Here is a 25,607-nt window from a genome sequence, read left to right as displayed (position 1 = left end):
TGAAAACATAGATATTTGATTGTTTAGACAAGCTGCATATTAAAGAAAAAATCCATAAGAAACTGCACGTTTCTTATGGATTTTTTTTAATTACTTGTCTTATATAGTGGCTTTACTGTTTTACAGCTTCCAGTGCCTTAACCCAGTCGGTGTCGAGCGAGAAGTTGGTTATGAACTTGTCGTTGTCTACATAGCTGTATACCACTTCCTTGTCTACATCGTTGAAGAGCGAGTTGTTGATGGATGCGGTGCGAAATTTTGCCTTAACCATATCCTTGTCTTTCTTGTTGGCAGAGGCAAGGCGTTTAACGTATAGGTTGACAAACTCGATGAGGGCATCGGTCTGCTGACCAAGCTCGTACTCAGTAAAGCGGTCTTCCTGACTGGCACGGTCTACGAGGTAATATATGGCATCGTACTTGAAGCATGCTATCTTGCGCTCGTCGAGGTTCTTTGTTGTGTCGTTGGCAAATGTCTCAGCCTGCTTCTGTATTCTTTTTACCTCTTTGTAAATCTCCTGTGCCGATACGCTTGTGGCGGCAAAGAGAATGGCGAAAATCATTAATAATTTCTTCATTGTTATAAGTGTTTTATTAGCCCCCTCCCTCATGCCTGTCTCTCATAGGGTATAGAGTGATATGTTTTAAGGGTATAGGGTGAGGCTCCTGTTTAATTATTTATTTCTTACCAATGTTTTGCGGTGGTCGATGCACGATGGCAATTCGTCCTCGTAATGGGTTACCATTATCAGTGTTTTGTTACGTCGCTTGCAGAATGTCTCTATCACTTTTTTAACGCGCAAGCGATTTGGCTCGTCAAGACCATGTAGTGGTTCGTCGAGTATCAGAAGCTCTGGATCCTTGACCATTGCTCTTGCAAGTAGCACCAGACGTTGCTCTCCACTTGATAGTTTCAGGAAACTCTGTTCGGCAAGATGTTCTATTCCGAACACGCGCATCCAGAAGAGGCATGTGTCATGATTCTTTGGGTCGGGCTTTACATATAGACTCACTGCATTGCTGAATCCACTTGCCACAATACGCTCTGTAGTGACATTGCTGCGGAATGCACGGTGCATCTCTGGCGATACATAACCAATGTGCTTCTTTATATCCCAAATACTCTCGCCCGAACCACGCGAACGGTCAAATAGAGTTATATCGCAAGCGTAGCTCTGTGGGTTGTCGGCGCATACAAGACTAAGTAGTGTAGATTTGCCACTGCCGTTGCGTCCAGTAAGAGCCCAATGCTCACCGTTGAGTACAGTCCAATTGAGGTCTTTTAATATGGTGCGTTCTCCGTATCGTATACATACGTTGTGCATATCTACTACGTGCTCGGCGTTATAATCTTCGTCTTTGTATGGCAGGTCGAGTATTTGCTGTATGCACGAGTTTGCTGCTGTTGAGGCTGTATTGGCAGCGTTAGTGGCAGTATCAGATAATGTGTCGTCGCCCTTGGATACAGCTTGCATATAATCCTCACGTGTGAGTTTTGCGCCAACCGTCATATCCTTCACCTCCACAACGTGCGAGATAAAGTTTGGAATATCCTTTGTTCGGTTTACCACAAGCATTATCTGTATGCCGTGCTCGGTAGATAGTGTCTGCAAGAGATTTGTTAGCTGTTCTCTTGCTTCGCTATCAAGACCTATATAAGGATTGTCTATAATTAGGAGACGTGGCTGAGAGAAGATTGATGAAGCAATGACAAGTTTGCGCAGTTCGCCACTTGACAATAGGATGACATACTTGTCGAGCATAGTATCAAGTCCGAATAGTGAGTAGATATGCTGCTGCAAGGTACGTCGTTCAGGCGTATCCTCTCCGGCTGCATTGTATGCATCCTCAAGGCGTGAGCGCACTGTAGCAGTCTCGGGATCTATTTCGGTTTGGTTCCAACGTTGCTGCAGATAGTATGTAGAGTCGTTGTCGCCGCCGTAGGTATCCTTAAAGCAAACATACTTGATATTGTCAGATATGTACTCGCGCTTTGATGGTGCGAAATCGTATTTTATAGCATCGCCCAGTAGAGGGTGTTTGCCTGTAATGATATCTACAAACATCGACTTGCCGCCACCGTTAGGTCCCATGACAGCAATATTTTCGCCATCGCATAAAGTAAAGTTTACCGGTTGGCTCATACGCCAGTCGGGCATACGTGTCACACCGTCAATGATACTGATAATCTTCTGCATAGTGTCATCCTGATTTAATATGTTGATTACTTTGGTTGTCCGTGCATTCGCCCCTGGTTCTTATTTATAAAGTCTTTCCATCCATTATAATGGGTGTCGGCTACAGGTGCTCCTTGTTGCATAAAGTGGCAATAGGCCACGCCTAAGGCGTCGGTTGCATCCATAAACTTAGGCATCTCCTTAGTGTCGAGGCGCAGCAGACGTTGCAGCATAGCCGCTACTTGTTCTTTAGAAGCCGAACCTTGTCCGGTGATAGCCATCTTTATCTTCATTGGGGCATATTCGTGTACTGGTACGCTATGTCCTACTGCAGCAGCTATAGCCACACCTTGCGAGCGTCCAAGTTTAAGCATCGACTGTACATTCTTACCGAAGAAAGGAGCCTCGATAGCCATCTCGTCTGGTAAGTATTGGTCGATTATCTCGGTTACGCGTGTGTGTATCATGCCAAGGCGCAGATAAGGATCGGTGTCCTTACGCATATCGATGACACCCATAGCCATCATCTCCGCCTTGTTGCCCGTAACACGCAGCACGCCATAACCCATAAGATTGGTACCGGGGTCGATGCCAAGAATTATTTTTTCTGTTTTCAATGTCGTGTCTTATCTATCCAAATAAGGGTTGTGAGCCAGTTCGTATCCCATTGTTGTTTCCTGTCCATGTCCTGGAAGCAGGCGTATATCGTCAGGGAACTGAACGAACATACGTAGGCTCTGTATAATCATAAGCATACTACCACCCTCAAAGTCGGTGCGACCTATAGATCCGCGGAACAGAGTGTCGCCAGTAAATGCCAATTTCTCGTCCTTGATATATAGCACAACACTGCCCATAGAGTGGCCCGGAGTTTCGATAACCTCTATTTCGTGTGAGCCAAACTTGATGCGGTCGCCCATATGAAACATCTTGATGTCCATATCCATAGGCTCGTTGAGTGTAATTCCGAAGAGAGCGGCTTGTTTCTCTGTGGCACGCACAAGCGCAACATCAGACGAGTCTATCTCGAGTGGCAAGCCATAAGTCTTGGAAATAAACGGGTTACCAAAATTATGGTCGAGATGTCCGTGTGTTGCTATTAGGTGCACAGGTTTCAACTCGTTGTCGGTGATATACTTCTCTATGGCAAGTTTCTCAGCCTCGTAGTAGGCACCGCAGTCGATGATGACACACTCTTTTGATTCGTCGCTAACAACGTAGCAGTTTTCCTGCAACATGTTACATGTGAATGTTTCTATTTTAAGCATACTAAATGTCTGTCTTTTTTTTACTTACTTTTCTCTTTTCCCTTCTTCACTATAGGATTCTTCACTTTTCACTTTTCACTTTTCCCTTTTAAAGCGGTAAGTATATAAGGTATTTCTCCTTGAACCATTCCTCCTTGAACATATCATGAATTTCTGTCAGGCTTACAATCTTCTTGAATGGCTGAGTCTCGGCCTGAAGATTGCCGCCCTTAAGACATATAAGTCCGTTGGGCAGAGCATTGTGCTGGTTCTTGTGCTCAATGTTTTTCTTTATAATCTTAACAAGGTCGGGTAGGGGCATAACGGCACGGCTTACCACAAAATCGTATTTAGCCTTCTCTTCCTCGCCAGAGAGTTGTTCGGCAACAACGTTATTCAAGCCTATAGCTTGAGCAACCTCGTTAACCACACGAATCTTCTTTCCGGTGCGGTCGATAAGCTTAAACTGTGTATCAGGGAACATAATAGCCAATGGTATACCAGGAAATCCACCGCCAGTACCAAGGTCGAGCACATTTGTGCCTGGTTTAAACTTAATCTCGTGAGCTATGGCAAGCGAGTGGAGCACATGATGCTCGTAGAAGTTGTCCATATCCTTGCGCGAGATAACATTTATCTTGCTGTTCCAATCCTCGTATAGAGCCTTGAGTGCAGCAAACTGTGTGCGCTGTGTGTCGGTAAGGTTGGGAAAGTATTTAAGTATCAATTCCATATCTTTGCTATATAATGTGTAATAATTGTGCAAAGATACGATTTTTTTGGAGATAAACGTAATAATCAATAATAAAATAAATAGAAGCCACACCCTTCAACTATTGCAATTATTGAATAAAGCTCCCCTCCCTTCGGGGAGGGGCTGGGGTGAGGCTTCTATATTGTATTTTCTTACTTCAGCACACCAAGTTCCTTGCCTACCTTGATAAATGCGTTGATAGCCTTATCAAGCTGTTCCTTAGTGTGTGCGGCAGAAAGCTGTACGCGTATACGAGCCTCGTTCTTAGGTACTACTGGATAGTAGAAGCCAGTAACGTAGATGCCCTCTTCGAGCAATCGGTTGGCATAGCGCTGTGATAGAGGAGCATCGTACAACATAACTGCGCAGATGGCACTTTGTGTAGGCTTGATATCAAAGCCGGCTGCCATCATCTTATCGCGGAAATAGTTTACGTTCTCTACAAGGCGGTCGTGTATAGAGTTGTCTTCCTTAAGCATCTTGAATACCTCAAGGCTTGCACCGATGATAGATGGAGCCAATGAGTTGGAGAAGAGATAAGGACGGCTGCTCTGACGCAACATGTCGATAATCTCCTTCTTGCCTGTGGTGAAACCACCAAGAGCACCGCCGAATGCCTTGCCTAATGTACCTGTGTAGATATCTACACGGTCGTATGTTCCGCAAAGTTCGCTTACACCATGACCAGTAGCGCCAACAACACCAGCTGAGTGGCTTTCGTCAACCATAACAAGTGCGTCATACTTCTCGGCCAAGTCGCATATCTTGTCCATAGGAGCAACGTTGCCGTCCATAGAGAATACGCCGTCGGTACAGATTATGCGGAAACGCTGAGCCTGAGCTTCCTGAAGACACTTCTCAAGTTCCTCCATATTTGCATTGGCATAACGATAACGCTTAGCCTTGCAAAGACGTACACCGTCGATAATAGAAGCGTGGTTGAGTGCGTCAGATATAATGGCATCCTCGTCTGTTAGAATAGAGCCAAACAAACCACCGTTAGCATCGAAGCAAGCAGCATAGAGGATTGTGTCCTCTGTCTTAAAATAATCTGAGATAGCAGCCTCGAGTTCCTTGTGTATATCCTGTGTTCCGCAGATGAAGCGTACAGATGACATACCGAATCCGCGGCGGTCCATCATCTTCTTAGCACCCTCAATAAGGCGTGGATGATTAGACAGGCCAAGATAGTTGTTGGCACAGAAGTTAAGTACTTCCTTACCATTAACTTCAATAGCTGCGCCCTGTGGGCTCTCAATAATGCGCTCTTCTTTGTAGAGTCCGGCTTTCTTCAAGTTTTCTAATGAGGTGCAGAGGTGTTCTTTGATTTTTCCGTACATTTTGTTTAGATTTAATAGAGAATATAAAAAAGTTCTTAAGCACTGTTGGCAGCGTGTCGTTAGCGTAGGCTGCCGTAATTTNGCGTGTCGTTAGCGTAGGCTGCCGTAATTTCTTTGCAAATTAACTAAATTTTTTTCAGATACGACATTAATTCGTGTTAAATTTTATCATAAAACAATTCCTTTAATTTTTATGCGCTTTTCTTATTGTAGATTGAAAAAAAAATTGTTACTTTGCACTCGAATTGCAAGGCTATTAAAATACCTATATATAAGGTGAAAAGCTTATGTGATAATTAAAACGCCTAAATAACAAACAACTTATTAAATATCACTTGAAATGAAGAAAATCTTGGTAATCGGTTCTACTGGTCAGATTGGCTCAGAACTGACAAAGGTATTGCGTGAAACTTACGGTAACGAAAACGTTGTTGCTGGATACATTAAGGGAGCTGAGCCTAAAGGATGGCTTGCAGAGAGTGGCCCGATGGCAGAAGCCGACGTGACAAATCCGCAGATGATAGCTGATATTGTTAAGCAGTATCAGATAGACACTATCTACAACCTTGCAGCTCTGTTGTCGGTTGTGGCTGAATCGAAGCCTCGTCTGGCTTGGAAGATTGGAATAGATGGATTGTGGAACATCCTTGAGGTGGCTCGCGAACATGGTTGTGCTGTATTTACTCCAAGTAGCATCGGTTCGTTTGGTTTGTCAACTCCTAAGATGATGACTCCTCAGGACACTATCCAGCGTCCACGTACTATATATGGTGTGTCTAAGGTAACTACCGAGCTTCTTAGCGATTATTACTTTAATAAGTATGGTGTCGATACTCGTGCCGTTCGCTTCCCTGGTGTAATCTCGTATGTAACACCTCCAGGTGGCGGAACAACCGATTATGCTGTGGACATCTACTATAACGCTGTTCGTGGCGACAAGTTTATCTGCCCTATTAAGGAAGGCACTCTCATGGATATGATTTATATGCCTGATGCTTTGAAGGCCGCTGTTGACCTTATGGAGGCCGATCCTGCACGCCTAAAGCATCGCAATGCTTTCAACATCGCTTCGTTGAGCTTTGCTCCTGAGACCGTATTCGCTGCCATCAAGAAGTATAAGCCTGAGTTTGAGATGGAGTATGATGTAGATCCATTAAAGCAGAGCATTGCAGAGAGTTGGCCTGATCGTATGGATGACTCTTGCGCTCGCGAGGAGTGGGATTGGTGTCCTCGTTACGACTTGGATTCAATGACAAAGGATATGCTTGAGAAGCTTGAGATAAAGCTTAAGGGATAAAGATACCAAACATTACTTCCCTACCTATTGGGAGGGGAGTAATGTGTTTAGACTATTATATAATAATAGGTATATAATACCAAAAGGATAATTGGCGAATATAACGACAAATAATTCAAGTAGTCGTTATATCCGCCAATTATCATTTTTATATGTTTGCCTTCTGTACAATTTTCTTACAATCTTTCCAGTACAGTCTTTATCAAGTCGTCAATATGACTCTTGTATCCAGTATCGGCGTTCTTTGTGCGTCGGTTGGCAATAACCATACATACTGTAGTAGCCTTATGTCCCATAAGCTTGGCAAGTCCGGCAAGAGCCGAGCTTTCCATTTCGAAGTTGTTGATGCGTATGCCTTCATACTCAAAGCTCTCAATCTTCTCGTTCTGATGCGGATCGGCAAGAGGAATGCGTAGCTCGCGACCTTGAGGACCAAAGAATCCACCACATGCAACAGTAAATCCTCGTACCATGTCATCCTTGGCTATACGTTCAACAAGTTCTTTATCAGCTGCAACAACATAAGGAGCAGGCTGGCACATATTACCCGACCATCCAAGATGATTAAGCAAAGCACGTTCCATTTGCAGGTTGCATACGGCATTGCGTCCGGCATAGAAGTTCAGCAAACCGTCAAAACCGATAGAATATTCAGAGCATATGAATGTTCCTGGAGGTGTATTAAGTTGCAAACCACCACAAGTGCCTATGCGCACAACCTCAAGCTGTCGCAACTGTTCCTTTTCCTCACGGGTGTTGAAGTCGATATTGGCAAGTGCATCCACCTCGTTCATAACGATGTCGATGTTGTCGCATCCGATACCGGTAGATATAACTGTTATGCGTTTGCCTTTGTATGTACCGGTGATGGTATGGAATTCGCGGCTCTCAACATTACACTCTCTTGAGTCGAAGTGTGAGGCTACAAGTTCTACGCGACCAGGGTCGCCTACAAGTATCACCTTATCGGCAAGGTGTTCTGGTTTAACGTGCAGATGGAATACTGATCCATCGTCGTTAATGATAAGCTCAGATTCAGCGAAATGTTTTTTTGCCATAATAGATTGTTCTTTTTCTTTAATTGTTGTTGTAATTATTTGTTCTTTGAGATAAGCCTGATTATTCGTTAACTGCTATTAGTTATTCAATAAACTGCTCTCCTTGCGGCGCAAGTCCTGTTCGGCTCTCTTTATAGCAGCTCTTGTGTCAAGCTCCTCTTTCTCTAGATTTGCTATGCGTGCGCCTATCGATGTTCTGCCCGATTCGGTTGCATTGTGGTATTGTACACGTAGTGTCTCAATCTTGTTGCGGATAGATCGCAAGTCGTTGTTCTGTCGCACAATGTCGTAGTAGGCTCTGCGTGTGGCGTCAGAAGCAAACTGATTGATATTGGTATATGTATGTTTGTCGTCTACCACAAATAGTATTATGTCCTTCTCTGCCACAGCTTTTCCCGCATTGGCTCTTAGTTTATTGAGCTGTACCATAGCTTTGTCGCGATTTTTGGGCGACGACCATGTCTCGTTTATGCTCATAAGCGATGCAAGTTTGATAGTGCGGTTGCGTCCCAACTCGTCAATATTATAGTTGGAGCGTTGTTCTGACGGCACAAAGGCATATACGCAAGCCTTGCCTTTTGGTTGGCGACGTGTAGAGGCAAACCATGCCATACGGTCAGCATCGGCTACAATATAGGCATAATCGTCTGCAACAGAGTTGAATGGCAGTCCAATATTTTCGGCAGACATGAATACGCCAGCCTCGGCATCATACTTTGTCATATAGATGTCGCGTTGTCCCAGTCCTTCTGTCTTGGATACACCAGAGAAGTAAAGCGTCAGTCCGTCTGACGACATATACGGATAGCTTATATCTGTAAATTCGTTATTAATCTCTTTTACCGGTCGTGGTGTTCCCCAACCATCGCCCAAACGGTCGCACATATACAGACGTGTTATGCTGTCTGTGCCAAATTTGGTATAATAGCATTTATTGCCAAATCCGTTTACAAACACTTGCTGTTTGCAGCCCGTTTGCTTGTTAAAGAATGTATCGTAGTCTACATAAGTGCCGTATGCCTTAGGCAGAGGTATTGCGCTCAGCACATTATCGCAGTCTACAACAGTACTGTCTATAACAAAAATGCGTTGTGTGTTTGGCAGCATGTCTTCGTATAGAGCCTTGGCGTGTGTGGTCATAGTGGCATGCTCGCTGTCGGTCTTAACAGCAACTACAGGTTTCTTCTTTGCAACAGGTTTCTTCTTCTGTGCGTATGTTGCAGTAGAGAGCAATGCGAGTGCTATCAGTATGTAATGTCTTGTCTTCATTTCCGATTTTCTTAAATTGATAGTTTTGCAAAGATAGTCAAAAATGTTTTGATAATCATCTAAAAAGATGTTATTATTTCCTTATGAGCATAAACAGCACATTGCGTGTAATCGAATTTGCAATCATGCGACGGAAGTATTTATACTTTTTAGTATAGTCGCGATCGGGCAGCGGATATAGTCCGTAGCCTCTCAGTCGCTCCATTGTTTCAGCCAAAAATTTTTTGTCGTGTGTGCGCTTGATGATTTTGTATAGATAATCCATCGTAAGTTGTGCTATGCGACGATTTAGTGCTGCGCGGTCTTGTTCGGGTACAACAAGGTTTTGCAGATGTAGCAAGATGCGTTCGGTATCGGCAAATAGCTTCTCGGTGTGGTTGGCATCTTGATTGTTTATGATTGAGTTGTCGCGCTGTCGATAGAAGTAGGCCTCCGAGTCGGTAGAGTAGAAGCGTTCAGAGCGTAGGAACAATAGCGGTGTAAACTCTTCGTCCTCATGCAGCAAACCTGGAGTAAAGCGTAGGTCACCAAGGATGTTGCGCTCGAAGATGTAACCCCAAGCAGCAGCTCGTATATTGTTGTTGCGCATATACTCGCTGCCGGTGGTAGGACCATTGTAAGTGAATGGGGTCTCCACATCCTTATCGTCCTGTGTAGCCTTAAAGAACACGAGGTCGGGATTATGGTATCTAGCAATGTCGAGACAATGCTCGTAGGGGGCTCGTATAAGTCGATCGTCGCCGTCTACAAATTGTACAAACCTTCCTGTAGCCATACGCAGTCCGATGTTGCGAGCTGCCGAAAGCCCCTGATTGCGCTGTCGGATATATATGATATCATCGCAGATATCAGGCAGATTGTTAAGTGGCGTAAACTCTGATCCGTCGTCAATGACAATTATCTCTCTTTCCTGCCTACTTAGCGATAGTGCCATGATGCTTTCAAGGCATTCGCGTATCATTTCTGGATCGAGATTGTATACAGGTATGATGAAACTTACTAATGGTTGATTGGTCATAGTTGTTGTTTGTTTTAATTGTAATGATGATGTTGTCATTCGGTCTTATGATATTATTGTTGGCTTTGTGTGGCCATTATCCGTTTCGTCCGAGTATTTGGCGTAGACTGAAGAACACCCATTCTTGTATTCTGAACAATGTCCAGCAAGGCATAGGCATGAATCCAAATTTGCGTCTTGTTGCATGTGTCAGTATTTTATGGTCTATCAACTGCCATGTCCTATGTATTTCATCAAGGCCAAATTTCCTATCGTTCTTATTGAGATCTTTGGCGTGCAGGTAATAGAACTTGTATACGTCTATCATATGCAACCAGCGTATATTTTCAAATCGCTTTATAATGTTTTCAGATATGTTCCACTGGTGTAGCGAATGCTTCATACTTTCATCGGCACGCAATTGAAGGAACCGTCTTGCCGACACCTTATTGGTAGTAGACGTTGGATTGTAACGGTAGAAGTAAATACCATCGCATATGCGCACCTCACGCGAGTGTAGATAGTGGGCACGTGTTGTATTGTCGTCACTATAGGCATGGCATGTATCATCGTATGGATACTTGTCGAACAAGTCTTTCCTTGCAACGTATACTCCATGTATCGACCAGTCAAGACAAAGTTCGAAAGCTTCCTTGCCCGAATACATTTCAAAGTCTTGGTTCTTGAACATCTCGCCCTTATACTCTTGTGGGTTGCCGGTACAAAGCATCAGCTTCAGCAGTACCGAGTCGGTAAGTGGATTCTGTTCGAATGTATCCAAAGCCTTCTCTAGTGCATCTTTAGAGAACCAGTCGTCGCTGTCGAGAAACGTTATGTATTGTCCTTTGGCTATTTTCAGTCCAATGTTTCTTGCCTTTGCCTGACCTTGATTGGTTTCAAGACTGATTACCTCAATACGCTTGTCGCGTGCTGCATATTGCTTCACTATAGACAGGGAGTTGTCTGTAGAGCAGTCGTCTATGCATATTATCTGTATGTCATGCAGCGTCTGTTCTACAAGCGAGTCAAGGCATTCGGCTATATGTTTCTCGTCGTTGAATACAGCAACGATGATAGATATCTTAATCATGTCGTGATATTTTGTTCTTAATCTTATCCCAGACAGATGTCTTCTTATATATAATAATGTATAGCGATATGGCTGCACTTACTGCCACGGTAATGATACTCAACGTCCAGTGTATCCAAAAGTTTTGTATGAAGGTTGTAGCATAGGCGATGATACCTAATGGCAGATGAATGGCTGCCGATGTCAGTACATCCTTCGACAAACTTACATTGTATTTCACACGCGAGTATATCAGCACAACTATAAGATTTAGTAGGTGGCATAATGTAAGAGCGAGTCCGGTGCCCCATAGACCTAACGTTCTGTAGCCGTATACAATAAACACAGCCACAAGTACGTCGTATACAATCTCCAGCATAAGATAATCCTTAGAGTTGCCCTTTGCCAGATTGATGTATTCGAGTGACAGTGTCACAGCCTTGAAATACATGGAGAACACAGCAATCTGTCCCATCGGTATTATCTCGGCAAAGCATTTACTGTATAGAAGAGGCAGGATGATAGGTAATAAAACTATCAATGCGGCAAGCATTGGCGACACAAGCAACAGCGACATTTCTATCTGTCGGTTGGCTATAATCTGTATTGCTCTTGTATCGTTGGCGGCTGCAGACAGTCGCGGAAAATAGTCGGTATCCATTGCCGAGAACACCATGCCAGCGTATGTAATGGTAAGCATATATCCGGCATTGTACAGACCTACAACGTCAAGACCGCCCTCTACATTTAGAAAGGATCGTATAACAAGCTCAGAACCGCTGCCAAATACTCCAGCTAAAACAAAGGCAATACCAAGCTTAACCATTCCTGTACCTTCGCCAAGAATGCCTTTTACTCCACGCAGACGGTAAGGAAAATACTTACACGAAGAGCGGAGCGTGTACATCATTGTTACGAAAGCCAGGATGAGGAACACGGGAATAATACCCGTTATGCCGAAGAAATAGTATACAGGCACAGTTACAATAAGGGCTGTTATCATTGTTAGTACCTGAATCGTGGCAAGTGGCTTAAGCATCCTTGCTCCCTTAAGTATGGCTGTCTCGCCACCGGTTATTGCCGTCATGGCTATTACGGGCGACAGGAGGATGAAGTCGAGAGCGCTGGCTTCCCATCCGAATACACTTGAGCCGAGCAACGGACCAAGCACGCCAAGCAGAAACATTCCGGCTAAGGCTGTAAGCAATGTCCATCCGCGTACCACCTTGACAAAGTGATGTGTTTGTTTAATGTCACCAGTATCGAACAGTTCGGAAACGTGACGCACGGCACTAAATGAGATGCCGAGGCTTGTAGCTTGTGAGAAGAAGGTGACTATTGTGCTATAGAGTGCCACAAGACCCATACCTGCAGGACCAAGCAGCAGCGCAACAAACTTGTTGCGCACCAATGTTATGGCAATGTTCAGTCCTTGAACACCGCCAAACATTCCAGTGTATTTCAGTATGTGTGTATAGCTCTGTTTGCCGCTCATGTGTATAGCCGTCTTTATTCTTCTTTAAGTAAGTGATCTAAATTATTTATATATATATCAGTACTAATATGGGGCATTTCACGCTTTATAGATAATTTGAACAGTTACTTAAGTAAGTGATCTAAATTATTTATATATATCAGTACTAATATGGTTCATTTTCCGTTTTATAGAAAAAGTAGAATTATGAAACCAATAAAAGTACTTGAATTATCAGAGGTTGATCGCCTCAAATTAGAGAAAGGCTATCATAATGGCCCTACTCATAGTTTTCGTATCAGATGCAAATCCATATTGCTGAAGTCAGAAGGTAAATCAGCTCCCAAAATAGCAGAAATGCTTGAGGTGACTGTACCTACTGTCTACGCATGGGTAAAACGTTATGAAGAAAATGGCATCAAAGGCTTGGAGACACGTCCTGGTCAGGGTCGAAAGCCTATTATGGATTGTTCTGATGAAGAAGCAGTCCGCAAGGCAATTGAGGAAGACCGTCAAAGCGTGTCTAAAGCACGTGAGGCATGGCAGAATGCGACTGGCAAAGAAGCCAGTGACATTACCTTCAAACGTTTTTTAGAAACATTGGTGCAAGATATAAGCGTATAAGAAAACGCCCAAGGGGCAAACCCTCACCGCAGCTCTACGCATACAAGAAAGAGAAGTTGCAAGAACTTGAAGAACTTGATTCCAAAGGGGAACTTGTGCTATATTATGCCGACGAAAGCCATGTCTGTACAAATGGATATGTTCCATATGGCTGGCAATTCAAGAATGAGGATGTTTACATCCCATCCGAGAAAGCTGCCCGGCTTAATATCTTTGGTATGATTACCAAAAGGAACCAATATAAAGGCTTTACCACAAAAGAGTCCATCAACGCAGACAAGATTGTGGACTATCTTGACAGATTCTCTTTCAATGTCACGAAGAAGACTGTAATTGTCTTGGACAATGCTTCTGTTCATAGAAATCGGAAGGTGAAAGAACTGAGGAAAATTTGGGAGAATAGAGGATTGTTCCTCGTCTATCTTCCACCTTATTCTCCAGAACTTAATCCTGCCGAGATTCTTTGGCGTATACTTAAGGGCAAATGGATAAGACCGATAGATTACGAGACTACGGACTCGCTTTTCTATTGTACGAACAGGGCCTTGGCCTCTGTGGGTACGAACTTATTCGTGAATTATTCATATTTGTAAAATTAATTTTGAACAGTTACTTACAATAAAATATTGATTAAAAAACAAAGGTAATGAAAATTTTTGCAAAGACGGCAAAACATGACACAAATGTTGCTTATATTTTGGTGGGGTGGGCAATTATGTCTACCTTTGTGTGATAATGAAGTAATTAAGTGTATATATCTAAACAGCATATATAATGGAAGACAATAGCCTGGTTTCGGTGATAGTAGTTACATACAACCAACATGACAGCATAGCGCGCACTCTCGACTCTATATTGATGCAGAAATGTAGATTGCCGATAGAGATTGTTGTTGGCGATGATGCTTCGACTGACGGCACCAGAGCTGTATGCGAAGATTATGTCAGGCGCTATCCACACATCGTTAGGCTAATGCCAGCAGCCCCCAACAAGGGAGTTGTAGATAATTATTTCGACTGCTTGTTGGCGTGTCGAGGCAAATATATAGCCGATTGCGCTGGCGATGACTATTGGATTGACCCTATGAAACTTGATAAAGAGGTCGGGATAATGGAGACTGATCCATTGGTAACGATAGTGCATACCAACTGGCGCATATATAATGAGAGTACCCACGTTACTAAGGATAATGATGTTGTACAGTTTCCTGCTCGTAAGACAGACGGCAAGTTGATGCTTGAGGCTATTGTCACACAGACTGTAACACCAGTTGTGCATCTCTGTACAGCCCTTTATCGTGCCGAAACAATTAAGCGTTGTTATGATGCCAACATCGATTTGTTTAGAAATAAAGACATAGGATGCGAGGATCTTCAGATTGTCTTTATGCTTGCTCTTAATGGTAAGGTGGCTTATTTGCCCGATGTAACCATGACCTACAGCACAGGCAAGCCGTCAGTAAGCAATCAGCCCAATCATGTTAAGCAGTTTCGTTTTGTGCGTCAGACGGCAATGCTTTCGTGGAAGCTTGTAAGCTTAGCAAGTATAGATACTGATCATACACGTTGGTTCTTCTCATTGCGTGTGTACGAGCTTTTGATGCACGCCTTCAGAAGTGGCGATGCCAAGCTTAAGGCAATAGCCTTAGAGTGTATGTCTATCTGGAATGTAAAGCCCGATAAAAGAATTAAGACAGCGATGGCTGTAATGTCCAATGCTGTCTTATGGAATGTTATGCTTGGTGTGCGAGGGGCATTTGTCGCAATCAAACGTCTTTTAAGCTTGTTCTGAGTCTTGTGTTTTGCTTGAGATAACGCTTTTGAATATATCAGTCAACTGCTTGCCAATGACATTGGGCGACACAAGGCTCTTTACACAATCGGATATAGCCTTGCCGTCGAAGCTTGTGTTGTGCATAGCTTCGGCAAATCGTTCGGCCATGATGTCGGCTCTATTATATGGGGCAATAATACAGCCGCCCTCAATATGTACATTCTTAGGTGTGCGGTCGGTGGTTACAACCTGTATGCCTGTGCTCATTGCCTCAAGCAATACCAGTCCTTGTGCTTCGTTGCGTGTGGCAAGTGCAAGGCAGTCGCTTTGATACAGAATATCGAGTACGCCGTTACGGTCTAACTCGCCGTATAGTTTTACATGTTTACCTATTCCATACTTATCTACAAGCTTTCTCATCTCTTTGCTGTTAGTGCCAGTACCAGCCACAAGCAATTGTGCATCAGTATTGTACTTTTGTATAAATTCGGCAAATGCCTGATACAAAACATCGTATCCTTTGCGTGGCTCGAAAAAGGCGAGGCAGCAAATGGTGAATGGTCTGCCGTCGAGTAGCAGTCGCTTTTTGTACGCATACTGGTCGGTGTCGATAGTGTTGGATACTGCCTGCCAATTAAAGTTGCTACCGAACAGCGGTGCAAGGTCGGCTGCAAGTTCCTCTGATACAAGTATAATGCGGTTGGCACTTTCGAGCGATTCTCGCAGAAGCGGTACTTGCCACGAATTGACACCGTCTTTACCGAATTGCTTAAGATGCAGTTCTGACGACAAATGCTCTGTTACGACGTATGGTATATTGTGTTTTCGGCTTACAAGCATAGCAGCATATCCAGCCCATGCACAGCAATGGGCATGCAGGATGTCGGGTTTGCCATACTTCTTTATATATTCGTCTGCCATCTCGCCCACAATGCTGCACCACCTGTCTACATTATGTTTCATGCAAAAAGGTATGGCGCGCATCTCTCTGCGTGTTACATGTATGCCGTCCATATTGACGTCATACGAGTGGGTATGGCTATGCAACCACAGGCTTGGCGATAGGCGAGCGCTGACATTAAGATTGGATATTATCCTTACCGTGTGTCCCTGCTTGGCCAAAGCCTTGCTTTGCTCCAGGCAAAACAAACCTCCGTACGGGGGAAAGAAAGATGGTATTTCTAATATGTGCATAGCTTTATTATATATAATATGTAAGGCTTATTTAATAGTCTCGAATATGCGGTCGAAGGCTTGGCGCAATGCCTCGCGGTTTACAATGGTGTTGCGTATTTGTCGCAGATATTCCTCGTTGGGCGAGTTTGGCAACCATAGCTTTATATACCCATTGCTCGAGTATTTGTGCTCCATATGGTCAAGAAACCGCTCCCAATGTTCTTCCTTGTTCTTCTCGGGATAGTGGTCGAGTCCATATTCAATAGTGCGGCGGAACACGTGGTCGGGCTCAAGGTCGCGGTCGGCTTCTGCCACAATCTTTCCGTATATACTGCGTGGAGCATGCGATGCTGATGCACGATGATCCTCAACTGCTTCCTTCATTATCTTTAATTGTTCCTCGCCAAACCAGCGGCACAGACGTCTGTCGGCTATCAATATCTTTCCGCTTGTAATGTGGTGTACGGCACGCGGACCTTCAAGTCCGAGGTCGTGGTAGGCTGCTATTACGTAGCACATATTGATATCTGCACCCGTCGAGAGGGCAAGCTTAAGCGAGTTCTTTATAACATGGTTTGCATGCGAAAGGTTGTGTGCCCTGTCAAAGGAATTGTATCTTGGCAGTATGTTTTGCTCGACAAACTCCATGAGGTCGAGGCTTACGTTTCGTGTATCCATAATTGAATGATATAGAGATTTACTTGCAAAATTAGTTTATTATGGCTAAATTTGCAAGAAACAATTGATAAAAAGACCAATAACAGATAAAAACAAATATAATGGATGAAACAAATGTAAGGGTTAATTCTCTTAAGGCTTGGATTCTTGCCGCACGCCCCAAGACGCTCACCGGTGCTGCCGTGCCCGTTATGATAGGTATTGCCTGTGCCGTGGCTATGTATGGATGGTGTGGAATTAGGGTTGTGCCGGCTGTGTTGTGCATGCTGTTTGCTTTGATAATGCAGGTGGATGCCAACTTTGTTAACGACTACTTCGACTTTATGAAAGGTACTGACGACGAACAACGTCTTGGTCCGAAGCGTGCCTGCGCGCAAGGATGGATAACGGCATCGGCTATGCGTAGTGGTTTATTCGTTACTACTCTCTTGGCTTGCATCGTTGGACTGCCTCTGGTATATTATGGTGGTTGGGAGATGATAATGGTTGGACTGGCATGCGTTGTCTTCTGCTTTCTGTATACCATATCGTTCTCGTACATCGGACTTGGCGATTTGCTTGTGCTCGTATTCTTTGGTATTGTGCCAGTTTGCATGACCTATTGGCTCACGGCTCCTCCTACCGCGCTTACGTCTATTCCGTTTGCCGTGGTATTGATGTCGATAGCTTGCGGACTGATTATTGACACATTGCTCGTGGTGAACAACTATCGCGACATCGACAACGATAGGCGTGCAGGAAAGCTTACGCTTATTGTGCGCATTGGCGAGCGCGGCGGACTGGTTTTGTATCTTATGCTCGGACTTGTAGGCACCATTCTGGCTATTGTAGGTGTTGTGTTCCTCGATTGGCACGACGGACAATGGACACAATCGCTATTAATTATGTACACGCCATTCCATACATGGGCGTTCAACGAGATGCGAAGTATAAGGAAAGGTGCCGAGCTTAACCGTGTGCTTGGAATGACGGCACGCAATATGTTTATATTCGGATTGCTTGCATCGGCTGCCCTTGTATTTGCCAACTGATGGCAAGCCGACTGTGTCAACTTTTTATATGGATAAAGGCAGAAAGCAGCCGACTGTGTCAACTTTATTTATATGGATAAAGGCAGATAATAGTTAACTAAAAGCGTTAACCTATATGTCTTTATGAATACTCCAGTACCGTTTTTCAGTACTATATAACTGGTACTGCAGTACCATACAACTGGTACTGGAGTTTAATATATATGGTACTGCAGTTTAATATATATGGTATTGCAGTATCAGTTATATTATATTGGAAAGTGATATTGATGTACGTTTGGTTTAGTATATAAAACAACAACCTGTAGGATATATGGCATTATGTCATGCTCCTACAGGTTGTTTTCTTTATGATGTTTTGCTTGCGCCTCTTAGTTGAAGAAATTCCAGCTCACACCGAATCTGAATATTCGTTCGTTAAGCGGATAGTGGGGCGTAAAGAAGTAGTCGCGGTTGCCCTGACCTGCATTTACATGGCTCATCATCACGAAGAAGCGTGTGTGTTGCAGGTGGAAGTTGGCGTATACATTAACCAGCGGATAGTTGCCCACCTCGGTACGGCTGTTGCCGGTCTGAACACAATACTGTCCAAGAGCCGGGCTATAGTCGGGTGCATAATACTTGGTGAAGTAGCGTGCATCGGCACCGAAGTCGCACTTAAGCACTCTTGCAATCTTGAATCGCAGATACAGATTGGTGTAGATATTGAGATCGGGCACTGGTATAACGTCGTTGTTTGACGATTTCTGGTATGTCACCACATTCTCCCAGCGCAGCGGACCCAGCTTGAAGTCCTGTTGCAAGGCAAGTGTCAATAGGCTCACAGCTCCGCTTGCCTGCTTTACAGCGAGCGTGTTGGCAGTACGCAGCTTGCTGTCTGTGATGTTGTAGCCCATGGCAAAGTAGGTGTGGTTCTTGATGTTGTCGAATGCCACACGCACGATAGTATTGGTCTTTTCGTACTTGAACAGACCCTCGACGTGCGAGTGAATTATCTTCGACATGTTGTCGTTGTCCCACCAGAAGTGCTTAGAGTGATAATGGCGATAGTAGAACGACGGGTTGAGGCTGTGGAAGAAACCATTAGCCTGTAAGCGTACTGTGTCGCCAAAGAGTGCAAAGTTTACGTCTACATTGCCATCTACCTTAAATTGTCCTGCGTCTTCGCCTTGTAGCCAAGTCTCACCAATAACGTTGTAGTGTAGCGTTCTGCCTTGCGACTTTACCAACTGAGCGCCTATGCTGAGGTTGTGCTCGTTGTATGATGTGCTGGCGCTATTTAGGGAGGGTAGGGTGAAATGGCGCAAGTCGGATGTGATGAAGGCTTTTAGTCCAGCCTTAGCCCATTTGTTGAAACCCTCGAGAAGCGATATTGCAAACGTGTTCTGCAAACGATAGTGGGTTGTCTTGTCGTAGATAGAGTCGCCTCCAAATGAGCCTATTGTGTTGTAGGTCTCGGCATAGAAGTCGGCAGGCGACTTATAGGCTTGGTATATACGGCGATATGTGTCAAACTTCAGGGTGTGTATAAAGCTTGTTACAGGCACGTATTCGGTCTTCATCCACATAGTGTCCTCGGCAGCCTTAGCCATAATGCGGTTCAAGCTGTCGGCGGCAGCCTTGCCGTTTACAGTTATACGTCCTGTTGCAGGCTTGGCTAAAAGCGAGTCGGCAGCTGCCTTGCTTGCTATTTTGGCATTATCTGGTCGACCGCTGTATTGCGTGTTCTTGAATCGTTTCTCGTCAAATTCTCTTCCGTCGCGTTTGGCAGCCTTGCGTGCCTCTTCCATTTTCTCTTTGTCGGCATTCTCCTTTTGCGACTCCATTGCAAACTTCTTAGCCTTGATTTCCTCCTCGGTCATTTTCACCTTTCTGCTAAATCCCACGTTGTAGCGATGGGTAAGGAATATGTGCTGACTTTTGTTTCGGTTCCAGTTTTCCTCAAGTACAGTAGGTATCTCATTAGTGGCAAAATCGTCGTCGAAGCTTTCCGGGTGCCTTATGTATTCGTCGTCGGTAATGCCTCCATTTTCGGTTACCTTCTGGTTTATAGTAGAATAGATAAGGTGTGCCTGATAACGGTCTCCTATGTATGAACCGTACATAAGATACTTGAAGTGTGATGTGCTTTGGCTTGCGTAATAGCCTCTGCCGTAGATGTAGTCTACGTTAAAACCTACACCAAGACGTTTTCCGGCATTAACTCCAAACTTTGCCGTGAAGTGGTCTTCGCCGTTTGTGCGGTTGCCAGCATTGTTATACGACAGGTTGGTGAAAGGAGAAAGCGTGTTGGTAAAGTGGAATTGGTCGACCGGTGACACAACATAGTCGTACGGCTGTGTGAATATAAACTGGTCGGCAGACGCACGGTCGATGAATATACGGTTTATACGTGGTGCGCCAAGATTGCCCGTAGTGTTGTATTCGCCACGCATACCTGTAGTGAAGATGGTGTTGGGGTACATGTGCGACATAGTGTCTACAACGGCAGGACGTTGGTCGCCAAAGCGGCCATCTACGGTCCATACCCTTATGCCACGCGGTATTTCCTTGTCGGTACCAAGCGAGTCGGCCGACATCTTGCCAGATAAGAGTCGACCGTTATTGTCTGTTGACTGCTGTCCAAACTGGTCGAACTGGTTGTTATCATCAAATTGTGCCGCCACACTTGTCGGTACAAGTATGGCGGCAACAAAAGCGAGTAGAAATTTTATTATTGACTTTGTCATTATCTTGTTTATTGGCGGATGAATCGGAAGCAACATTCGGCAATCTTGAAGGCCATAGCGGTGAGAATGATGATTGTGCCCATTGTGCGGCTGTGGAAGTAGAACACGCCCATGCCCACTATTGCTCCAAGCATGAATATTATGTTGAGCACATTGCGTATCTTGAAATACTTGTCCTCGGATGCTGGTCGGCGATGAAAGCGATGCGGGCGCTCTAAGCCTGTGCTCTCGTCAACCTCGTTGTTGATGTTTGTTTCGTTGTTGTCCATATTTTATGCAAGTGCGTTTTATTTATGGTTATTGTTTTACCTTTTCTGTGATGTACTTGAATATGTCGTTCTTGCGGTCGATGGTCTTTCTACGGAACTTTGCAGGTCCATTTATCAGCCTTGTGTGCTTCTTGTTGACGGCATACTTGTCCGAAATCCACTTCTCGGCAGTTGTCTTAAATCCGTTCTGTCGCTCCTCCTCGTAGTTGTACGATATGCGCTGCAACTTTATGCTGAGGTGATTGTCGGTACATGATGCCACAATAGTATAGCTAAACTTGGTGCGGTCGAGTGACAGGAAGTTTCTTGTGAATTCGAGCCATTCCTGATATCGTGCTGCAATCATGTGTTCCTTGCGGTTTACAAGAGCCACGCAGCTGTTAATCTGGTTCTCTGTATTGGCAAGACTGTCGAGAGCCACGTATGTCTTGTCGTATATCTGCTGAGCAGTCATGTCTGGAAGGTCGAGCTCGTAGTCGAATACTACCTTTCCGTCTACTTCGGGCACAACACCTGGCTTTATGTATTCCCAGTCCTTGATGTCTTTAGGGTCGATAGTGGTGTTGGGAGTCTTGGCATCCTTCTTAACATCTTTTTTATCTACATTAGCCTCGTTGTTCTGTTTGTGGCTTGTCGGAGCTTCCCATTCGCTTTGAGCTGCGCACATTAGTGGGCAACACATCAGCAGCATGATAAATATTTTTTTCATACGTGATTGTTGTTAATGTTTTATGTTGTGAGTCTATGGCTCACTTGTTTGTATTTTGCAAAATTAATAAAATTAATGCTACGAACTGGGTATTATTGATTATTTAACTATTCTCGAGCTGAGTCTGAAGTCGCAATATCTCGTCGCGATATTGTGCTGCTTGCAGGAAGTCGAGTTTCTTGGCAGCTTCCTTCATCAGCAAAGTGGTGTCGGCAATACTCTTCTCAAGCTGTTTCTTTGTCATGCGCTTAACGATAGGGTCGGCTGCATATGCATAGCCATCTGGCTCGATGTATGGGCGATATTGCTTGGATGCCTGTGTGTTGGCGTTGGTAGAGCCGTGTCGGTTGGCAGTCTTCTTGTCTGTAGCCGATGCAGACGATATTGATGCAAGCGAGTCTTTTATGTCCTTGCGTATCTGCTGTGGTGTTATGCCGTGTTCGTTGTTGTACTTCAGCTGAATCTCGCGTCGCCGAGCCGTCTCGTCTATAGTTTTTTGCATGCTTTCGGTAATGTTGTCTGCATACATAATTACCTTGCCATTAACGTTTCGGGCGGCACGTCCAGCAGTCTGCGTAAGCGATCTATGGCTGCGAAGGAACCCTTCCTTATCGGCATCAAGTATGGCTACCAGCGATACCTCAGGCAAGTCAAGTCCCTCGCGCAACAGGTTAACGCCTACAAGAACGTCGTACAAGCCGGCACGCAGATCGTTCATTATCTGTACACGGTCGAGAGTAGCCACGTCGCTATGTATGTAGTTGGCGCGTATGTCGTGGTTTAGCAAGTATTCGGTTAGCTCCTCAGCCATACGCTTGGTCAATGTAGTAACAAGTACACGCTCGTCGCGTTCGCGTCGCTGTTGTATCTCTTCCAACAGGTTGTCTATCTGGTTCTCGCTTGGCCTTACCTCGATAATAGGGTCGAGCAGACCCGTAGGGCGTATTATCTGCTCAACAACCACACCGCCCGACTCTTGCAACTCAAAGTCGGCTGGTGTTGCCGATACATAAACCACCTGATTGGTCATCTCCATAAACTCGTCAAACTTTAATGGACGGTTGTCGAATGCAGCTGGCAGACGGAATCCATATTCCACAAGGTTCTGCTTTCGGGCACGGTCGCCTCCGTACATTGCACTAATTTGTGGCACACTAACATGGCTCTCGTCAATAAACATCAGGTAATCCTTTGGGAAGAAGTCCAACAGACAGTAAGGACGCTGTCCGGGTTCGCGTCCGTCAAAGTAGCGCGAGTAGTTTTCTATGCCTGAGCAATGTCCCAGTTCCTTAATCATCTCCATGTCGTATTCCACACGCTCCTTTATGCGTTGTGCGCGGATATGGTCGCCAAGACCCTCGAAGAAGTCTACTTGTTTTACAAGGTCGTCCTGTATAAGTCGTATGGCCTGTTCGGTTTGTTCCTTTGATGTAACAAACAGGTTGGCAGGATATATCTGGTACTCTTCAAAGCTGTCGATGCGCTGAAAGGTTTCGCTGTCAAGTTCTTCTATAGAGTCAATCTCGTCGTCCCACCATGTTATACGCAGAATATTGTCGCTGTAAGCCATCGACACATCAACTGTGTCGCCCTTTACACGGAAGTTGCCTCGCTTCATATCAATATCGTTGCGCAGATATAATGCATCTACAAGCTTGCGCAGAAATTCGTTGCGGTCGATAGTCTGGCCTCTGTGTACGCTGATAATGCTGTTTGACATGGCTGTAGGTCCGCCCATACCGTATATGCACGATACAGATGACACAACGACAACATCTTTTCTGCCCGAAAGCAAAGCGCTGACAGCCGACAGGCGCAGCTTGTCGATGTCCTCGTTTATGGCAAGGTCTTTCTCTATGTACGTGTCTGACGATGGCATATAAGCCTCTGGCTGATAATAGTCATAATAAGATACGTAGTATTCCACAGCGTTGTTTGGGAAGAATCCTTTCATCTCCTCGTACAGCTGTGCAGCAAGTGTTTTGTTGTGGCTAAGTATTAGGGTGGGGCGTCCGATATTGGCTATGACGTTAGCCATAGTAAAAGTCTTGCCCGATCCTGTTACGCCAAGCAACACCTGAGCTGGTTCGCCTTGCTTTATACCTTCGGTGAGCTGCTTAATGGCTTGCGGTTGGTCGCCTGTAGGTGCAAATTTGGATGTTATGTTAAAGTTCATGTCGAATTGCTTTTCAAAATTTTGAACTGCAAAAATAACAAAAAGAAGTAAGCCAAGCAAGAGAAAATAGGTTAAATAGACTTCCAACTGCCTTGTATTTAGGTTATTTTAGCGTGAATATTCTACCTCAAATCCGCAACCTATAGGGTTTAGTGGGATTTTGCTTGCAAAGCGACAAAATTCATTTTATTGTACATATTTCTTGCACAACAGAAATGTCGCAGACACAAAATCCCCTTACCCCATAAAGCGACTTGAGGTAATACGCTGGTTTAACCAGAAAAGCATGGTCTTTAACCAAAGTCTGTCTTGAACAGGTTGGCATAAGCATTGTTGTCTGAGTAAATGTTCAATACATGCCTACGTGATGTCTTAATCCATTTCGCAGGAACAGAGATGAACTTGAAAACAAAGGTCTTGATTCTGCTGGTGGCACGCAATCCAAATTCATGGGTTTTCAATCTCTGCATAATAGCTTTGTAGAAGTTTCTGATGAGAGCTGTCATAAGCAGGAATACAGTATTCTGTGCCATGAACGATTTTGGCAATCGATTCCAGCCAAAGCCATTGTTCATGTCATCGAAGATGCGTTCCTTGCCACCACGAAGATTGTAGAATTCCACGATGTCTCTTGCACTCGACTTGTAATCGTTAGCCAGTATACATCTGTAGGTATATTCGCCTTCCCAAATGTCAAGGTCTCCATCTATTCGCCTTTGTCTCTGTATGACAAGACGATACGGTTTTCCTTTCCATTTCTCAACAAGGATAGAATTCAACTCAAACTCAATACCGTTGATTTCAACAGTTTTCCATCCAGTTAAGGCAAACATGGAATCGTAGAAAGAAGAGCATCTGTTGGCACGAATATAAAAATGCCTGCAATGAGCCTCTACCATATCTACGATTTCCTCCGAACATGAGCCGCAATCCATGCGGGCACGAGAAATATATATTTCCGAAGCCTCCAATCGCTTGAAGATTCTTTCCAAAGTTTCTTTTTGGTTGAAGCGTACGTTTGTGTTGCCGTCTCTATTTTCAATACCAACAATCATGTCGTTAATGACAGCTACGCCTGGACTATAGCCCAAGAACTTCTTGTAGGTTGGTTTTGCATCATACTTCTCTGTTTCAATGAACTGATGGTCAAAGTCAAAATCATACTCTTGACCGGATTTCAATTGACCAGTAGCAAGCAGGGCATTGACCAGTAAGCAGTTCATCTTGTCTGCAGTATTGAAATCATAGGATTTGCCAGAAGCAGACTTATAGGTGATGCTCTTAAATGTCAGTTCTTCGATAGCACGTAATATGGTGTCTGCGCTGCAAGTGCGAAGAGTTGGATGAAGAGACAAATGTTTCATCAGGTGAGTTGTAACATCCTCAATGCATGAGCCACCACAAAGATATACGCACATCAGAGAGCGTAGAATCTCGCTATATTGATAACCAAACATAGTGCATCTCAATCCCAAGGTGGAATCTATGGTTTGAGCTAAAAGAGCATCAAATTGCTCCATAATCGAAAAAATTCCCCCAAAAGGAGTGAGTTTCTCTGATTTAATTTGTATCTTTGCCATGTCATATTAGAGTTTTGCTTGTCTTCTTTTCGCAACACTAAGGTAAGTGAAAATTCTGACATGGCAAAATCCTGGGTAACTTTTTGTTGCTCAGGCACTTATAAATAATGTTAAACTATAGTGTTGCGGAATTAAGGTTCTATAAAAAAAGCACACTTTCTTTGTAGATAGGTGAATAATG

General features: G+C 44.3%; 23 protein-coding genes. 5 read left to right on the top strand and 18 right to left on the bottom strand.

The genetic code is table 11. The features are described from left to right. Positions 1–112: 112 nt before the first annotated feature. The 6 genes from C9991_RS12130 to kbl all read right to left on the bottom strand — a co-directional run bounded on the left by C9991_RS12130 (position 113) and on the right by kbl (position 5,517). Positions 113–577 (bottom strand): hypothetical protein, encoded by a 465-nt coding sequence (locus C9991_RS12130; protein ID WP_106812739.1) that lies wholly within the window; start codon positions 575–577, stop codon positions 113–115. 96 nt (positions 578–673) lie between these two features. Next, entirely contained in the window at positions 674–2,197 is a 1,524-nt protein-coding gene (locus tag C9991_RS12125; RefSeq protein ID WP_106812738.1) for an ATP-binding cassette domain-containing protein, read from the bottom strand. A gap of 26 nt (positions 2,198–2,223) precedes the next feature. Further along, positions 2,224–2,793, bottom strand: a complete 570-nt coding sequence (gene ruvC, locus C9991_RS12120) for a crossover junction endodeoxyribonuclease RuvC (RefSeq protein WP_106812737.1) — start codon at positions 2,791–2,793, stop codon at positions 2,224–2,226. Positions 2,794–2,802: 9 nt separating this feature from the next. Further along, the gene (locus tag C9991_RS12115; protein ID WP_106812736.1) at positions 2,803–3,444 is read right to left on the bottom strand and encodes an MBL fold metallo-hydrolase; all 642 of its coding nucleotides are present in this window, start codon (positions 3,442–3,444) and stop codon (positions 2,803–2,805) included. A gap of 88 nt (positions 3,445–3,532) precedes the next feature. Beyond that, positions 3,533–4,156 carry a 16S rRNA (guanine(527)-N(7))-methyltransferase RsmG gene (gene rsmG, locus C9991_RS12110; protein WP_106812735.1) on the bottom strand — a complete coding sequence of 208 codons (624 nt, stop codon included), beginning with the start codon at positions 4,154–4,156 and terminating at the stop codon, positions 3,533–3,535. Between the two features lie 173 nt (positions 4,157–4,329). Further along, the gene (kbl, locus tag C9991_RS12105) at positions 4,330–5,517 is read right to left on the bottom strand and encodes a glycine C-acetyltransferase (RefSeq protein WP_106812734.1); all 1,188 of its coding nucleotides are present in this window, start codon (positions 5,515–5,517) and stop codon (positions 4,330–4,332) included. 340 nt (positions 5,518–5,857) lie between these two features. Here kbl and C9991_RS12100 point away from each other — a divergent pair, with 340 nt between their 5' ends. Continuing rightward, positions 5,858–6,814, top strand: a complete 957-nt coding sequence (locus tag C9991_RS12100; RefSeq protein ID WP_106812733.1) for an NAD-dependent epimerase/dehydratase family protein — start codon at positions 5,858–5,860, stop codon at positions 6,812–6,814. 176 nt (positions 6,815–6,990) lie between these two features. On the opposite strand, the gene C9991_RS12095 is transcribed toward C9991_RS12100, so the two are convergent. The 5 genes from C9991_RS12095 to C9991_RS12075 all read right to left on the bottom strand — a co-directional run bounded on the left by C9991_RS12095 (position 6,991) and on the right by C9991_RS12075 (position 12,702). Continuing rightward, positions 6,991–7,872 carry a nucleoside phosphorylase gene (locus tag C9991_RS12095; RefSeq protein ID WP_106812732.1) on the bottom strand — a complete coding sequence of 294 codons (882 nt, stop codon included), beginning with the start codon at positions 7,870–7,872 and terminating at the stop codon, positions 6,991–6,993. Positions 7,873–7,950: 78 nt separating this feature from the next. Next, the gene (locus C9991_RS12090) at positions 7,951–9,141 is read right to left on the bottom strand and encodes a hypothetical protein (RefSeq protein ID WP_106812731.1); all 1,191 of its coding nucleotides are present in this window, start codon (positions 9,139–9,141) and stop codon (positions 7,951–7,953) included. A gap of 73 nt (positions 9,142–9,214) precedes the next feature. Continuing rightward, entirely contained in the window at positions 9,215–10,159 is a 945-nt protein-coding gene (locus C9991_RS12085) for a glycosyltransferase family 2 protein (RefSeq protein WP_106812730.1), read from the bottom strand. A 76-nt stretch (positions 10,160–10,235) separates the two neighbouring features. Then, positions 10,236–11,228: a glycosyltransferase family 2 protein gene (locus C9991_RS12080; protein ID WP_106812729.1), complete on the bottom strand. Its 993-nt coding sequence runs from the start codon at positions 11,226–11,228 to the stop codon at positions 10,236–10,238. Continuing rightward, on the bottom strand, positions 11,221–12,702 hold the full coding sequence (locus tag C9991_RS12075) for an oligosaccharide flippase family protein (RefSeq protein ID WP_106812728.1): 1,482 nt from the start codon (positions 12,700–12,702) through the stop codon (positions 11,221–11,223). The genes C9991_RS12080 and C9991_RS12075 overlap by 8 nt, the downstream gene beginning before the upstream one ends. 186 nt (positions 12,703–12,888) lie before the next feature. On the opposite strand from C9991_RS12075, the gene C9991_RS12070 reads away from it, so the two are divergent. The 3 genes from C9991_RS12070 (at position 12,889) to C9991_RS12060 (ending at position 15,096) form a co-directional block, all read left to right on the top strand. Next, positions 12,889–13,305 carry a helix-turn-helix domain-containing protein gene (locus C9991_RS12070; RefSeq protein ID WP_106812837.1) on the top strand — a complete coding sequence of 139 codons (417 nt, stop codon included), beginning with the start codon at positions 12,889–12,891 and terminating at the stop codon, positions 13,303–13,305. Then, on the top strand, positions 13,281–13,898 hold the full coding sequence (locus C9991_RS12065; RefSeq protein WP_106812727.1) for an IS630 family transposase: 618 nt from the start codon (positions 13,281–13,283) through the stop codon (positions 13,896–13,898). Before C9991_RS12070 ends, C9991_RS12065 begins: the two co-directional genes overlap by 25 nt. A gap of 181 nt (positions 13,899–14,079) precedes the next feature. Further along, positions 14,080–15,096 (top strand): glycosyltransferase, encoded by a 1,017-nt coding sequence (locus C9991_RS12060; RefSeq protein ID WP_106812726.1) that lies wholly within the window; start codon positions 14,080–14,082, stop codon positions 15,094–15,096. Here the strand turns inward: C9991_RS12060 and C9991_RS12055 are convergent. Both C9991_RS12055 and C9991_RS12050 read right to left on the bottom strand, forming a co-directional pair. Beyond that, complete coding sequence (locus C9991_RS12055; RefSeq protein WP_106812725.1) at positions 15,082–16,272, bottom strand: glycosyltransferase family 4 protein; 1,191 nt, start codon at positions 16,270–16,272, stop codon at positions 15,082–15,084. The genes C9991_RS12060 and C9991_RS12055 overlap by 15 nt on opposite strands. Positions 16,273–16,299: 27 nt before the next feature. Continuing rightward, on the bottom strand, positions 16,300–16,932 hold the full coding sequence (locus tag C9991_RS12050; RefSeq protein WP_106812724.1) for an HD domain-containing protein: 633 nt from the start codon (positions 16,930–16,932) through the stop codon (positions 16,300–16,302). Between the two features lie 101 nt (positions 16,933–17,033). Between C9991_RS12050 and menA the strand changes: the two genes are divergently transcribed. After that, positions 17,034–17,963 carry a 1,4-dihydroxy-2-naphthoate octaprenyltransferase gene (gene menA, locus C9991_RS12045; RefSeq protein ID WP_106812723.1) on the top strand — a complete coding sequence of 310 codons (930 nt, stop codon included), beginning with the start codon at positions 17,034–17,036 and terminating at the stop codon, positions 17,961–17,963. A 371-nt stretch (positions 17,964–18,334) separates the two neighbouring features. Here menA and C9991_RS12040 read toward each other — a convergent pair whose 3' ends face one another. The 5 genes from C9991_RS12040 to C9991_RS12020 all read right to left on the bottom strand — a co-directional run bounded on the left by C9991_RS12040 (position 18,335) and on the right by C9991_RS12020 (position 25,426). Then, positions 18,335–20,692, bottom strand: coding sequence for a putative porin (locus C9991_RS12040; RefSeq protein WP_106812722.1), 2,358 nt, complete (start codon positions 20,690–20,692; stop codon positions 18,335–18,337). Positions 20,693–20,700: 8 nt separating this feature from the next. After that, positions 20,701–20,961, bottom strand: coding sequence for a hypothetical protein (locus tag C9991_RS12035; RefSeq protein ID WP_232823324.1), 261 nt, complete (start codon positions 20,959–20,961; stop codon positions 20,701–20,703). A 28-nt stretch (positions 20,962–20,989) separates the two neighbouring features. After that, complete coding sequence (locus C9991_RS12030) at positions 20,990–21,670, bottom strand: DUF4468 domain-containing protein (protein ID WP_106812721.1); 681 nt, start codon at positions 21,668–21,670, stop codon at positions 20,990–20,992. Positions 21,671–21,773: 103 nt separating this feature from the next. Next, positions 21,774–23,846 carry an excinuclease ABC subunit UvrB gene (uvrB, locus tag C9991_RS12025; RefSeq protein ID WP_106812720.1) on the bottom strand — a complete coding sequence of 691 codons (2,073 nt, stop codon included), beginning with the start codon at positions 23,844–23,846 and terminating at the stop codon, positions 21,774–21,776. 293 nt (positions 23,847–24,139) lie between these two features. Next, a complete protein-coding gene (locus C9991_RS12020) occupies positions 24,140–25,426 on the bottom strand; it encodes an IS1380 family transposase (protein WP_106811463.1) in 1,287 nt (428 codons plus the stop codon). Positions 25,427–25,607: the final 181 nt, after the last annotated feature.

It is taken from the genome of Prevotella merdae, from assembly GCF_900290275.1.
In the GTDB taxonomy this organism is placed as follows: domain Bacteria; phylum Bacteroidota; class Bacteroidia; order Bacteroidales; family Bacteroidaceae; genus Prevotella; species Prevotella merdae.
Note: the sequence above shows the minus strand (reverse complement) of the source record. Positions and strands in the feature narration are given on the sequence as shown.

Bases quoted from the DNA above. Each gene is read 5' to 3' on its own strand.
- C9991_RS12125 (WP_106812738.1), bottom strand. From the start codon at position 2,197: ATGCAGAAGATTATCAGTATCATTGACGGTGTGACACGTATGCCCGAC.
- C9991_RS12075 (WP_106812728.1), bottom strand. From the start codon at position 12,702: ATGAGCGGCAAACAGAGCTATACACACATACTGAAATACACTGGAATG.
- C9991_RS12070 (WP_106812837.1), top strand. From the start codon at position 12,889: ATGAAACCAATAAAAGTACTTGAATTATCAGAGGTTGATCGCCTCAAA.
- C9991_RS12050 (WP_106812724.1), bottom strand. From the start codon at position 16,932: ATGGATACACGAAACGTAAGCCTCGACCTCATGGAGTTTGTCGAGCAA.
- menA (WP_106812723.1), top strand. From the start codon at position 17,034: ATGGATGAAACAAATGTAAGGGTTAATTCTCTTAAGGCTTGGATTCTT.
- C9991_RS12060 (WP_106812726.1), top strand. From the start codon at position 14,080: ATGGAAGACAATAGCCTGGTTTCGGTGATAGTAGTTACATACAACCAA.
- uvrB (WP_106812720.1), bottom strand. From the start codon at position 23,846: ATGAACTTTAACATAACATCCAAATTTGCACCTACAGGCGACCAACCG.
- C9991_RS12085 (WP_106812730.1), bottom strand. From the start codon at position 10,159: ATGACCAATCAACCATTAGTAAGTTTCATCATACCTGTATACAATCTC.
- C9991_RS12020 (WP_106811463.1), bottom strand. From the start codon at position 25,426: ATGGCAAAGATACAAATTAAATCAGAGAAACTCACTCCTTTTGGGGGA.
- C9991_RS12095 (WP_106812732.1), bottom strand. From the start codon at position 7,872: ATGGCAAAAAAACATTTCGCTGAATCTGAGCTTATCATTAACGACGAT.
- C9991_RS12055 (WP_106812725.1), bottom strand. From the start codon at position 16,272: ATGCACATATTAGAAATACCATCTTTCTTTCCCCCGTACGGAGGTTTG.
- C9991_RS12080 (WP_106812729.1), bottom strand. From the start codon at position 11,228: ATGATTAAGATATCTATCATCGTTGCTGTATTCAACGACGAGAAACAT.
- C9991_RS12040 (WP_106812722.1), bottom strand. From the start codon at position 20,692: ATGACAAAGTCAATAATAAAATTTCTACTCGCTTTTGTTGCCGCCATA.
- C9991_RS12100 (WP_106812733.1), top strand. From the start codon at position 5,858: ATGAAGAAAATCTTGGTAATCGGTTCTACTGGTCAGATTGGCTCAGAA.
- C9991_RS12115 (WP_106812736.1), bottom strand. From the start codon at position 3,444: ATGCTTAAAATAGAAACATTCACATGTAACATGTTGCAGGAAAACTGC.
- rsmG (WP_106812735.1), bottom strand. From the start codon at position 4,156: ATGGAATTGATACTTAAATACTTTCCCAACCTTACCGACACACAGCGC.
- C9991_RS12130 (WP_106812739.1), bottom strand. From the start codon at position 577: ATGAAGAAATTATTAATGATTTTCGCCATTCTCTTTGCCGCCACAAGC.
- kbl (WP_106812734.1), bottom strand. From the start codon at position 5,517: ATGTACGGAAAAATCAAAGAACACCTCTGCACCTCATTAGAAAACTTG.
- C9991_RS12030 (WP_106812721.1), bottom strand. From the start codon at position 21,670: ATGAAAAAAATATTTATCATGCTGCTGATGTGTTGCCCACTAATGTGC.
- C9991_RS12035 (WP_232823324.1), bottom strand. From the start codon at position 20,961: ATGGACAACAACGAAACAAACATCAACAACGAGGTTGACGAGAGCACA.
- C9991_RS12090 (WP_106812731.1), bottom strand. From the start codon at position 9,141: ATGAAGACAAGACATTACATACTGATAGCACTCGCATTGCTCTCTACT.